We start from the raw sequence: 12239 nt of genomic DNA, 5'->3' as shown, positions 1-12239 counted from the left end.
TTTGCCGCTGCAGCCAAGGAATTGCCGGGACTTCTGGCTGCCCTTTCGGCGCCTGATGCCGATCCCGAAGCCCTGATCAAGGAAGCCCGCCAAGCCACGCTGGATCTCGCGCTGGTGGGCACGCCAGAGGTGAAGAAAGCCGCCAAGATGGCCCTGCTGGGCGGCGACACAGCGATCAAGAGTTTTATAGCCAAGGGCCACGACGAGGCCATTGAGAAGGATTCAAGCGGAGTATCGGCTTTCGGGGCGGACCGCCAGCGCGTGTACCAGCTGCTGAGCCTCGGTGGCAGCCACGTTAACAAGGCGGCAGACCTCGCCCTGGGCTCCACCAACCACGCAGAAGTCCGCTACTTCCTGGAGTACGGGTTCGCTACGGCGCAGGATCTGGACAACCGCATCCTTGCCTACGCATCCCTGGACAAGGCCGGGCCGGAACTTCGGGCAGCAGCTACAGTGGCCCTCGAAGGCAGTCGCGCGGATCTTCGGGCATTCGCCGCCAAGGGGCAGTTTGCTGCCCTCAAGCGCGACGAAGCCACCGCAGCACATGTGGCGTCGGTTGATGCCATGATCGCCGAACTCACGGCACTGGCGGACAAGGCAGCGCTCGACGCCGGTATAGCAGCCGACGCTGCGAGGGCCGCGGAAGCTGCGCGGGCCGCTGAAGCTGCGCGTCAGGCGGAAGCTGCGAGGGCCGCTGAAGCTGCGCGCCAAGCAGAGGCAGCCAGGGCCGCAGCGGCGGCCGAGCAGGCTCGCGGTAAGCTCCCGCTGAATGTGCCGAGGGGTGACTCGTCCGAATTGTTCGCAGCAGCTCCCACCGTGGTGCCGTGGCCGCAGGCGCCGGTTCCCGCCGTCGCGCTGGCCGTCACGGGTGAGGCGCCGGACGGCGAGCCTGTTGCCGCCGAGCGCCCCGACATCACGGACGCCAGCGTTCCGCCGGCAGCTACGTGGCCCAGCGAATCGGCCACGGCGGAGTCATTGTCGCAAGAGGCGGCCGCCCCCTTGGCAGCTTCCTCGCCTGGGATGGGACCTTGGACCATCGGCCTGATCGTGGCGCTGGTTCTGGCCGCAGCCGGGGCAATTACGTTCCTGCTGCGTCGGAAAGCCCCAGTGCCGGCGCCCGCCGCGGCGTCCACCGCCGCGTCCACGCCCAAGGACTCACCCAAGCCGTAGCTTCACCCAAGCCGCAGGCAGCTGGGGGTCGTTCTGGTATCCCAGACACCTACCCGGGGTGGCAGGTTGGCTGCGCGACACCAGAGGGTGCACGCTTGGGTACGGGATACCGGACAGCCATCGTGTCCGCTCATCCAGGACCCGAGCAGTGAGGAACCATGACAACGTCGCCAGTAGCACCAGGCAAGGCCACCTCCAAAGTCCCTGCGGCCGAGAATACGCTGCGAATCCTGAAACTGTTGGCCTCGCGCCGGGGTCCCATGGCGGCGTCGAATATTGCTACGGCCTTGGGTTTGCCGCGTTCCAGCGTCTATCACCTGCTGGGCGTGATGGAGGCCAACGGCTTTGTCCTGCACCTGCACGAGGAGCAGCGGTACGGGCTGGGGATCAGCGCGTTTGAACTGAGCTCCGCGTACTCCCGCCAGGAGCCCTTGTCCCGGCTGGGCCGGCCCATGCTCGCATCGCTGGTGGACGTGATCGGCGAGAGCGCCCACCTTGCGGTGCTCCACGGCCGCGACGTCCTCTACATCGTGGAGGAGCGCGCCAAGAACCGCCCTAGCCTGGTGACCGACGTCGGAGTCCGCCTGCCCAGCCACCTCACGGCCTCCGGACGGGCGATCCTGGCCGCCCTCCCGAAGTCGCAGGTCCGCGCCCTGTACCCCAACGCGGCTGCCTTCACTTCCAGGCACGAGGTGGAGTTTCCCATCATGAAATATTCGGCCTTGTCCTCCCATCTGGATCAGGTGAGGCAGCGTGGCTACGCCACGGAAAACGGCGAAGTCACGCCGGGATTCGGCTCCATCGCCGCCGCTGTGACAGACCATGTGGGATGGCCGACGGCGGCAGTCGCCGTCACGTTCCTGGAGGACAAAGTGCCCGCTGAGCAATGGCCGGTGCTGGCTGCGCGGATCCGGAAGGCCGCCGACGAACTCTCCGTCCGGATCCATGGGCGGCCTGGGCAGTAAGTTTCCATAAGGTCCTCCCTGGATGCTGGAGACTTCGTCCAGGCAAGGTTTGGGCGCGTCTGTAATCCCGGACAGCACCATCCCAAAAGCCGTTCCGGCCCCGGGATAAAGGGGCTTTAGTAGAAGCAGGAGATCTTTCCACCACCTACTTCCCACAGACGAAGGAGTCACCATGGCACCCGCCGATTTCACCACTGGTGCCCGTCCGGTCAAGGCCGCCCGGGGTACTGAGCTCACTGCCAAGTCGTGGCAGACCGAGGCGCCGTTGCGCATGTTGATGAACAACCTTGATCCGGAGGTCGCTGAGCGCCCGGATGACCTGGTGGTTTACGGCGGCACGGGCCGTGCTGTCCGTTCCTGGGCCGCGTTCGATGCGATCACCCGGACCCTGGAGACCATGGAGAAGGACGAGACTCTCCTGGTGCAGTCGGGCAAGCCGGTGGGTGTGTTCCGCACCCATGAGTGGGCGCCGCGGGTGCTTTTGGCGAACTCGAACCTGGTGGGGGACTGGGCGACGTGGCCTGAGTTCCGCCGCCTCGAGGCTGAGGGTTTGATGATGTACGGGCAGATGACGGCCGGGTCCTGGATTTACATCGGCACCCAGGGCATCCTGCAGGGCACGTACGAAACCTTCGCCGCCGTCGGGAATAAGCTGATTGCCGCCAGACAGAACCCCGCCCGTCACCCGGCGCCGTCTTTGGAAGGCGCTGCCGCTGCGGGTTCCTCCGAGGGCCCGCTGGCCGGGACCCTGACCTTGACCGGTGGTTGCGGTGGCATGGGCGGTGCGCAGCCGCTGGCGGTGACGTTGAACGACGGCGCCTGCTTGATTGTCGACGTCGACGAGACCCGTCTGCGTCGCCGCGCCGGCAAGCGCTACCTGGACGAGGTGGAGACGGACTTGGATGCCGCGATCGCGAAGGTCCAGAAGGCCAAGGACGAGCGTCGTGGCTGGTCCGTGGGCTACGTGGGCAACGCCGCTGAGGTGTTTCCGGAATTGCTGCGCCGCCACAAGGCCGGGGAAGTGACGTTCGATGTGGTCACGGACCAGACAAGCGCGCACGATCCTTTGTCCTACCTGCCGGAGGGCATCACGGTGGCCGAGTGGCACACCGAGGCCGAGGCGGATCCGGAAGGGTTCACCAAGAAGGCTCAGGCTTCCATGGCCCGGCAGGTCCAGGCGATGGTGGAGTTCCAGGACGCCGGTGCTGAGGTATTTGATTACGGCAACTCCATCCGTGATGAGGCACGTAAGGGCGGGTACGAGCGCGCGTTTGAGTTCCCCGGCTTCGTCCCGGCCTACATCCGCCCGTTGTTCTGCGAGGGCCTTGGCCCGTTCCGGTGGGTTGCCCTGTCCGGGGACCCGGAGGACATCGCCGTGACGGACAAGGCAATCAAGGAGTTGTTCCCGGAGAACAAGCACCTGCACAAGTGGCTCGATGCTGCTGCGGATCGGGTGGAGTTCGAGGGCCTGCCGGCACGTATTTGCTGGCTCGGGTACGGCGAACGCGCCAAGGCCGGCCTGCTGTTCAACCAGTTGGTGAAGGAGGGCAAGGTCAAGGCTCCGATCGTGATCGGCCGTGACCACCTGGATTCGGGTTCCGTGGCGTCTCCGTACCGTGAGACCGAGTCCATGGCCGATGGTTCGGATGCGATTGCGGACTGGCCGTTGCTCAACGCCCTGATCAACACCTCTTCGGGCGCTACCTGGGTCTCGATCCACCACGGCGGCGGTGTCGGCATTGGCCGTTCCCTGCACGCAGGACAGGTCTCCGTTGCTGACGGAACCGACCTCGCCGCAGAGAAGCTCGAACGGCTCCTGACCAACGACCCCGGCATGGGCGTCATCCGCCACGTCGACGCCGGCTACGACCGCGCCGTCGAGGTCGCCAACGAACGCGGCGTCCGCATCCCCATGAACGAATCCGCAGAGAGCAAGTAAGAACATGACCATTACCTCGAACGAACAGCTCACCGTCACCCTTGGTTCCAGTGGCGTCACTCCGGAAGACGTCGTCGCGGTTGCCCGCCACGACGCCAAGGTGACCATCTCCCAGGACGCCCTGGACAACGTGGCCAAGGTCCGTGCCCACATCGACGATCTCGCCACCAGCGACGTCCCGGCCTACGGCATCTCCACGGGCTTCGGCGCGCTGGCCAACCGCCACATCCCCAACGACCTCCGCACCCAGCTGCAGAAGTCGCTGATCCGCAGCCACGCCGCCGGCATGGGTCCGGCCGTTGAACGCGAAGTGGTCCGCGGCATCATGTTCCTCCGCGCCAAGACCCTGGCTTCCGGCCGCACGGGCGTCCGTCCCGTGGTCCTGCAGACCATGGTGGATGTCCTCAACGCCGGGATCACCCCGCTGGTCCGCGAGTTCGGCTCGCTGGGTTGCTCGGGCGACCTCGCGCCGCTGTCCCACTGCGCGCTGGTCCTCATGGGCGAAGGCGAAGCAACAGGACCCGACGGCGAACTGTACGGAACCGCAGGCAAGCCCCCTGTTGCTGAGCTGCTCGCGCAGCACGGGATCGAGCCGGTTACCCTCGCCGAGAAGGAGGGCCTGGCCCTCGTCAACGGCACCGAAGGCATGCTCGGCATGCTCCTGATGGCCATCGCGGACATCCGTTTGTTGCTTGCGACGGCGGACGTCACTGCCGCGCTCAGCGTCGAGGCGCTGCTCGGCACGGACCAGGTGTTCCTGCCGGAGCTCCATGCCGCACTCAGGCCGCACCCGGGCCAGGCTGCCAGCGCGGACAACATGCTGCGTGTGCTGTCCAACTCGCCGATCGTCGCGTCCCACCGGATCAACGACACCAAGGTCCAGGACGCCTACTCGCTGCGTTGCGCCCCGCAGGTTGCCGGCGCTGTCCGCGACACCGTGGACCACGCCGCACTGGTTGCTTCCCGCGAACTCGCCGCAGCAATCGATAACCCGGTGGTCCTCCCGGACGGCCGCGTGACGTCCAACGGCAACTTCCACGGCGCCCCCGTGGCCTATGTCCTGGACTTCCTGGCCATCGCAGTGGCGGACCTCAGTTCCATCGCCGAGCGCCGCACCGACCGCATGCTCGATCCCGCACGCTCGCACGGACTGCCGGCCTTCCTCGCCGGTGATCCGGGCGTCGATTCCGGCCTCATGATCGCCCAGTACACGCAGGCCGGCTTGGTCTCGGACAACAAGCGCCTCGCTGTTCCGGCGTCGGTGGACTCCATCCCGAGCTCCGCCATGCAGGAAGACCACGTGTCCATGGGCTGGCACGCTGCCCGGAAGCTGCGCAAGGCCGTGGAGAACCTTCGCCGCGTGCTCGCCGTCGAGCTTGTCACCAGCGCCCGCGCCATCGACATGCGCACGCAAATGTCCGACGGCGAACTCACCCCCGGTCCTGCCGGTACGGCAGTGCTTGAGGTGCTTCGCGAAGTGGTCCAGGGACCGGGCACGGACCGGTTCCTTTCTCCGGAACTGGAAGCGGCTGACCGTCTGGTTGGCTCCGGCGCGGTCCGGGCGGCCGCCGAATCCGCCGTCGGGGTTTTGGCCTGACGTCGAATAAAACGCTCATCTGATGGGCATATTTGCCACGTCCCGGTCTTTGTTCGCAACGCAATGACCGGGGCGTGGCAAATGTAGTAAAACTTATGGTGTACGTCACGTCCACAACAACGGTGTTGTGGGCTTGACGGTCAACCGTTCACACAACTCAATACACAACAGAGAACATCCACAAAGGGGTAGAAGTTCAATGAAGGCACGCGGAGCAGTCCTGTCCAGGCGAAGCGCTCACACGGCTACGGTTTCCGACTGGAAGACGCTGGCAGTTGGCGAGGCGGTGGAAGTGGTCAAATACGCCCACGTGATCGCCACCGGCAGGGTCGAGGAAATCTCCAGCAGCGGAAACGTGGTGTGGCTTGAGCACTCGGGCCCCGGCGTCACCGAAGAGGGCAAGGAACTGTTCATGAAGTCCGACGGCGTCACTCTCCGCCGGGCATAGCTGCAGTTACCTTCGAGGTACTTGTTAAACAGAAACCGGGGCTCGTTCCCTTTCCGCGGGTAGTAGATGCGGCAAGGGAACGAGCCCCGGTTTTTGGCGTCGCTGGCCCGGAATACGTTGGGGTATCAGGCAGCGCGTACTTCGCGGGTCTGACCGAAGGGAACGGATTCGTCCAGAGCCACGGTGTAGGTGCCGGGCTCGTGCCGGGTCACCAGAATGCCGCAGTTAGCATCTGCTGCTGCGTTTTCGATCAGGGCATCCACGGCGCGGTCGAGTCCGTCGTGGATTTCGTCTGCCTTGGAAAAGGACAGGCGAATTTCGCGTTCTGCAATCATTGCAGGGGTCATGGGGGTGCCTCCTATTACGTGCCGCATGCGAGGGCGACCCATCAATCATAGTGGTCGCGCCCGAAAATTTGTAAGATGACCAGCACTTCGGTGACGTGGGTCTCACATGCGGCGCGGGTGCGGGCGCGCCCGGCGGCGGGACTCCAAAGACGTGGTGGCGGGATTCGAACCCGCGTGCGCTGCTTTGCAGGCAGCTCCCTGGCCTCTTGGGTACACCACGTGCCAACGACACTAGGTGCACCCAAGCGGGCCCGGCAAAGTTCATGTCCCGAGCTTTCCCAGGGCTACGAATGGTGTCGCCCGGCTAAGAATTGGAGACGTCCGGGGACGTGAAGATTGCGCCGGGCTGCCTCCAGTGAACGGCCAACCCCGGGCTTGTTCGCGGACGCATACCGCTCAAGGGCGGGTGTCACGGACAAGCGCGGGATCCGTGGATTCACCCCGTGCGGAGCGCCGCCCCGCCAGCTTGGTCACCCCCACGGCGATCAGGAGTGTCAGGATGGCCGCAGCCATGTGGGTATAGAGAAGAAGGTGGACGTCGCCGCCACTGGTCGCGGTGCCGGCCGGTACGTCCGCCACCGCCTGTTCTCCGTGCAGGTGGTCAAAGAATCCGCTGCCGGGAAAGTATCCTCCGAAAGCGTCGAAACCCAGGTGCAGCACTTGCTGGGCCAGGCCGGACAGAAACAGGAGCACCAAAGGTCCATGGACCCAGCGGGCGATGAGCTGGGCTGCCAGGCAGGAGAGTGCGGCGAAGGCCAGGAGGACGGGAATGGCGGGGATGCTGCCGCCGGCCAGGGCATGCGCGGCCAATCCCAGGGCGACCGCTGCCAGCCCTGCGACCCAAGCCCACTTCTCCTGCACAAGGGGTGTGCGCATCGCTGTCCTTTCCTCCACACAGGCTATGTGGAGGAACAGGCCCTTTCAAACGTGTCGCTAAGCGAGCAGGGTGTTGATCAGGCGGGCTGCCACTTTTGCGGTGCGGTAATCTATGTCGAACTCCGGATTCAGCTCCGCGACGTCCAAGTGCAGCAGCTTCCCGCTCGCAGCAACCTGGCGGCAGACCGCGCTGATCACCGGCAACGGCACACCGTAAGCAGCAGGGGCGCTCACCCCCGGAGCCACCGACGCCGGCATGACGTCGAGGTCGATGGTCAGGTACAGCACGTCCACCCCGGCCAGGAAGCCGGCAACAAAAACCTCCAAGGCCTCGGGGGTGCACAGCTCGTCCAGCAGGTACTTCACACCCAGGCGTTCGGCTGTGTTGAAGAGCGTCCGCGTGTTGTTGGGCTCCGAAATTCCGACGACGGCGTACTGCAGTTCGCGCCCTTCGGCAGCTTCTGCGCGGGCCATCTGAAGGAACGGCGTGCCCGAGCTCGGCGTGGGCTCGTCGCGCAGGTCAAAGTGGGCGTCCAGGTTCAGTACGCCGAGCCTTTTGCCACGAACCGCTTCAGAACCTGCCACGCCAAGGTAACTGGCAAACGCGGTCTCGTGCCCGCCGCCCAGCACCACGGTGAGGTTGCCGGCGTCGAGCAATCCCGAAATGGCGCGTCCGGCGCGCTGTTGGCCCGCTTCCAGTGAGTCGTCCTCCACCACTACATCCCCGGCGTCGAACACGTCACGGTCGAGGTGGAAAGCCAGGGGACCCAGCGCCCCTCGGATGGCGGCAGGAGCAGCGGCAGCACCCACGCGGCCCTTGTTGCGGAGGACTCCGGCGTCACTGCAAAAACCAAGCACGACGGCGGGGCGCGAGGCCGTTGCCGACGCGGAGGACGTGAGCGGTGTTACCGCTTGCCACCAGCGCCGGTGTTCGGCGTCGTCTCCGTCAAAGCGGCCCGTCCAGGGTGTGGGGCTGACGTCGACAGTGGGGATGCTGCTGGTTTCCATGCCTTAAGCACACCCGAAGGCGGGCACTAAAACCAGCGAGCCAATCACCCGGGTGTCCGGAATCCCGGACTTCCCTACTTGACGCCCAACAACTCCTCCACAGTTCCGATCCCGAAGAACAGGAGGAACGCCGCGGCCACAGCCCACATCAGGGGATGGACTTCACGGGCGCGGCCTTGGAAGGTGCGGATCAGGACGTAGGAGATGAAGCCGGCGCCGAGGCCGTTGGCGATCGAGTACGTGAACGGCATGAGGGAGATGGTCAGGAAGGCCGGGATGCCGACGCCCCAGTCCTGCCAATCAATCTTGCCCACCTGGGACACCATCATGAAGCCCACTACCACCAACGCCGGGGCGACGGCTTCGAACGGGACAAGGTTGATGAGGGGCGTGAAGAACATGGCCACCAGGAACAGCAAGCCGGTGACGATTGAGGCGAGGCCGGTGCGGGCGCCTTCGCCGATGCCTGCGCCGGACTCAACAAAGATCTGGTTGGAGGAAACCGAAGCGCCGCCACCTACGATCGCGCCGAGGGCATCCACTTGGAGCACACGGTCAACGTTGGGAATGTTGCCGTCCTTGTCCACGGTTCCGGCCTCGTTGGCCAGGCCCACCATTGTGCCCATGGCGTCGAAGAAGATGCTCAACAGGATCACGAATGCCAGCAGTGCCGCCGCAATGAATCCGAGGTGTTCAAAGGCGCCGAACGGGTTGGCCTTGCCGATGAGGGACAGGTCCGGGGCGCCCCACTCCGAAAGGGTGGGAGCAACCAGGGACCAGCCGCGGGGGTTGACGTTCTTGCCGTCAAAGCTGGGGCCGATGTGGAGGGTGAATTCGAGGATGGCGGCCAGTGCAGTGGAAACCACAATGCCGATCAGGATGGCGCCGCGGACCTTGCGGACCACCAGCGCGATGGTCAGGATAAGGCCCACTGCGAACACCAGGGTAGGCCAGCCCATGAGCTTGCCGTCCACGCCGAGTCCCAGGGGAACCGTGGTGCCGGCGGCGTCGGGAATGCGGCGGACAAATCCCGCATTGACCAGGCCAATCAGTGCAATGAAGAGGCCAATGCCCACCACGATCGCAGTCTTCAGGGCTTCCGGAACGGCCTTGAATACGGCGGTTCGGAATCCTGTCAGCACCAGGATGAGCATGGTGACGCCGGACAGCACCACAAGGCCCATCATGTCCGGCCAGGTCAGTTCCGGGTGCGAGGCCACGGTGACGGCCACAAAGGCGTTGACGCCCAGGCCCGTTGCTACGGCGAACGGGTGTTTGGCCCACGCGCCCATGAGGATGGTCAGGATGCCCGCTACGAACGCCGTGGTGGCCGCGACGGCAGTGAAACCAAGGGATGCCCCGCTCGAATCAGCCCCGGAAAGGATCAATGGGTTCAGCACCACGATGTAGCTCATGGCGAAGAACGTCGCGAAGCCGCCACGGATTTCCCGTGAGTACGTGGATCCACGTTCAGTAATTTTGAAGTAGCGGTCTACTGCCGAACCTTGCTTAAGCATGAAGGACTCCGGGGATCGAGGGGAGTGTGCTTTCAAATCCTATGCGGTCCGGTAAAGGGCCTCCGGACGATTCGCCTAGTCTGTAAGGAAGCCAACACTAGGAGAAACCGCCCCATGCGTACCATCCGCCCGCTTCTGGCCGCCGTCGTTGCTGCTCTTGCCTTCGTGTCCGCCCTGCTGTTTTCGGCGGCTCCGGCGTCCGCCCACGACGTCGCCGAATCCACGACGCCGGCCAACGGTGCCGCTGTGACGGAAGTGCCGGCGTCGGTCGCCATTACCTTCAACAACCGGCCGCTTGCCATCGGTTCGGGCATAACTGTCACGGCGGGTGGCGAAAACTGGGCCGACGGCCCCGTTGAAATCATTGACAACCAGGCGGTTCAAAAGCTGCGTGAAGGCGCCCCCGCCGGCGAGTACACCGTGGTCTGGCGGGTTGTCAGCAGCGATTCCCACCCGATTGAAGGCACCTTTACGTTCACGGCCACCGCGGGAAGCACGACGTCGGCAGGCGCTTCGGCAGCTGCCTCGACGCCGGCCCCGGCTTCATCCTCCGCAGCGGTGCCGACCGCTGGAACCGGGGCGCCTGGAACCGGCAGCAGTGAACCGGCAGCGGATGCCTCCCAGCCCTTCCCGTGGAGCATCGTGGGACTGGCCGTGGTTGCTGTAGGTCTCGTTATTTTTCTGGCCGTTACTGCACGCCGGAAACTGGCTGCGTCAAATGACTCTGAGGGCGATTCTGCCGCGGAATAACAGGGTTTTCTACGTAGCTGCGAAGATCTCGAAATGGTCACCACGACACGCCAGAAGCGCAGTTCTCGTTACTTAAATGTGACTTCGGCGTGATCATCGCGTACGGTTGTACCTGTGCCTGTTCCACGTAGCGGGCACTTCCGGCCTGATTGCCTAGCTCTGCCGCAGTCCGGAATCCGTTCGCAGACAAACCTTACGGCAGAGACGGGGAACCCATTTTAGGTCGCTTTCGAGCGTGCCTTGGGGTGAAGTCACGAAGCTTCCGCGTTACAGCGGGGCGTAGTGGCCGGGTGACTCCCATCCGAATCCGACAGCTAACCTCGCAGGCATCGGGAGAGGCTCTTTCATGTCTTCACGCATTCTTCGCGGCCGTCGTAAGGCGGACAGCGTACGTCCTAATCCGTTCATCTCCATCTCCAAGGCAGTCGCCAGCAACGCTTCCGGCGCTGGCCGCCAGGCAGCTGTTATCGCAGCAGCCTCTGGCCTTGTCCTGACCGGCTCCATTGCTGCCCACGCAGCTGAAGCTCCGGTTCAGCGGGATTCCAGCCCTGCAACGGTCGCTGAGACCGTTTCCGAGGCTCCCACCCAGGTTGTGACCGCACTGGCCACGGCTACCGTCAACTTCGAGCGCCCCGCTGTTGCTTCCGTAGCAGCTCCGGTCATCGAGAAGCCGGCTCCGGTTGCTCCGGCTCCCGTCGCCAAGAAGGCTGCAGTTACCACTGCAGCTGCAACGGCTCCTGTTGCCAAGGCTGCTGCTGCCGCTCCGGCCGCGGCTCCGGCTCCGGCTCCTGCTGCAGCCCCGGCCGTCGGTGGCGTCAACGCTGCCATGGTTGCCTCGGCTTACGCCCAGATCGGCATCATGCAGGACTGCACCGCCATGGTGGAGCGGGCCCTCGGTTCCGCAGGCATTCCTGTTGGCGACCTCGGTCCCATGCAGTTCATGAACTACGGCAAGGTTGTCAGCTCGCCCCAGCCCGGCGACATGATCGTCCAGTCCGGCCACGTTGCCATCTACATCGGCAATGGCCAGGCCATCAGCGGTGGCATCAACGGCAACCAGACGGGCATCCACCCCATCAGCTGGTTGACCGCAACGGGTCCCCTGACCTACGTACGCGCTGGCGCATAAGCCTCACGCTTCAGTTCAAAGGCCGGTGTCTTCGAAGAACCAATCTTCGAGGACACCGGCCTTTGGCGTAAATAATGTGAGTTAAAGTTCAGAGTCCTAGGCGGTAGCGATGCCCGGGCCTGCCGGGAGGGCAACCTTGGATGATATCGCCTGGCCCACAGCCTTTGCCTGGCGAAGCACTTCCTTGGGTGTGGGCGTAATGAGTTCCCCGACTCCCACCAAGTGCATCCCGACGGCCCGCATGGCGGCCACCAGATTCTGCCCGATCGCTATGCCCAGTTCGGCCAGCATGCGGCGCAACTGACTCTGTGCGCAGCGCGTCACCACAATATGGTCGGCCAGAAGGACCCCGTTGGCAGTGTGCACGGCCCACTGACGGCGGGTGGATTCGAGTGGACCGGAGGCGTGGAGCCCCGTTCTGAGCCCGGCAGTGGTCATGCTGGCAGCCAGTCCGTAGCCGATCTGCTGGGATGGGTCGGAGCCAAGGAAATCA

Annotated in this window: 11 protein-coding genes, 1 tRNA gene, 1 pseudogene and 1 riboswitch; of the genes and pseudogenes, 7 read left to right on the top strand and 6 right to left on the bottom strand. The window is 64.7% G+C overall.

Annotation, left to right across the window (positions count from 1 at the left end):
* The 5 genes from HP499_RS11845 to HP499_RS11825 form a co-directional block, all read left to right on the top strand.
* Positions 1–1170 (top strand): ALF repeat-containing protein (locus HP499_RS11845; RefSeq protein WP_172324257.1); only part of this gene is annotated, 1170 nt, incomplete at its 5' end.
* A gap of 158 nt (positions 1171–1328) precedes the next feature.
* Positions 1329–2135, top strand: a complete 807-nt coding sequence (locus HP499_RS11840) for an IclR family transcriptional regulator (protein WP_172324256.1) — start codon at positions 1329–1331, stop codon at positions 2133–2135.
* Between the two features lie 172 nt (positions 2136–2307).
* A complete protein-coding gene (locus HP499_RS11835; RefSeq protein WP_172324255.1) occupies positions 2308–4074 on the top strand; it encodes a urocanate hydratase in 1767 nt (588 codons plus the stop codon).
* Between the two features lie 4 nt (positions 4075–4078).
* On the top strand, positions 4079–5671 hold the full coding sequence (gene hutH / locus HP499_RS11830) for a histidine ammonia-lyase (RefSeq protein WP_172324254.1): 1593 nt from the start codon (positions 4079–4081) through the stop codon (positions 5669–5671).
* A gap of 199 nt (positions 5672–5870) precedes the next feature.
* Positions 5871–6119 carry a hypothetical protein gene (locus HP499_RS11825; RefSeq protein ID WP_172324253.1) on the top strand — a complete coding sequence of 83 codons (249 nt, stop codon included), beginning with the start codon at positions 5871–5873 and terminating at the stop codon, positions 6117–6119.
* Positions 6120–6244: 125 nt separating this feature from the next.
* Here HP499_RS11825 and HP499_RS11820 read toward each other — a convergent pair whose 3' ends face one another.
* The 5 genes from HP499_RS11820 to HP499_RS11800 form a co-directional block, all read right to left on the bottom strand.
* The gene (locus tag HP499_RS11820) at positions 6245–6466 is read right to left on the bottom strand and encodes a hypothetical protein (protein ID WP_172324252.1); all 222 of its coding nucleotides are present in this window, start codon (positions 6464–6466) and stop codon (positions 6245–6247) included.
* Positions 6467–6615: 149 nt separating this feature from the next.
* Positions 6616–6686, bottom strand: a tRNA-Cys gene (locus tag HP499_RS11815).
* 176 nt (positions 6687–6862) lie between these two features.
* Positions 6863–7342 carry a hypothetical protein gene (locus tag HP499_RS11810; protein ID WP_172324251.1) on the bottom strand — a complete coding sequence of 160 codons (480 nt, stop codon included), beginning with the start codon at positions 7340–7342 and terminating at the stop codon, positions 6863–6865.
* A 57-nt stretch (positions 7343–7399) separates the two neighbouring features.
* Positions 7400–8350 carry a formimidoylglutamase gene (gene hutG, locus HP499_RS11805; protein WP_172324250.1) on the bottom strand — a complete coding sequence of 317 codons (951 nt, stop codon included), beginning with the start codon at positions 8348–8350 and terminating at the stop codon, positions 7400–7402.
* Between the two features lie 74 nt (positions 8351–8424).
* Positions 8425–9867, bottom strand: a complete 1443-nt coding sequence (locus tag HP499_RS11800) for an NCS2 family permease (protein WP_172324249.1) — start codon at positions 9865–9867, stop codon at positions 8425–8427.
* 114 nt (positions 9868–9981) lie between these two features.
* On the opposite strand from HP499_RS11800, the gene HP499_RS11795 reads away from it, so the two are divergent.
* Positions 9982–10617: a copper resistance CopC family protein gene (locus tag HP499_RS11795; protein WP_172324248.1), complete on the top strand. Its 636-nt coding sequence runs from the start codon at positions 9982–9984 to the stop codon at positions 10615–10617.
* Positions 10618–10767: 150 nt separating this feature from the next.
* A riboswitch (cyclic di-AMP (ydaO/yuaA leader) is annotated at positions 10768–10960 on the top strand.
* 3 nt (positions 10961–10963) lie between these two features.
* On the top strand, positions 10964–11746 hold the full coding sequence (locus HP499_RS11790; RefSeq protein WP_172324247.1) for an NlpC/P60 family protein: 783 nt from the start codon (positions 10964–10966) through the stop codon (positions 11744–11746).
* 96 nt (positions 11747–11842) lie between these two features.
* Here HP499_RS11790 and HP499_RS11785 read toward each other — a convergent pair.
* Positions 11843–12239: pseudogene (locus tag HP499_RS11785) on the bottom strand (hypothetical protein); the annotation flags it as partial.

The organism is Paenarthrobacter sp. CM16 (assembly GCF_013179505.1).
Taxonomy (GTDB): Bacteria; Actinomycetota; Actinomycetes; order Actinomycetales; family Micrococcaceae; genus Arthrobacter.
Note: the sequence above shows the minus strand (reverse complement) of the source record. Positions and strands in the feature narration are given on the sequence as shown.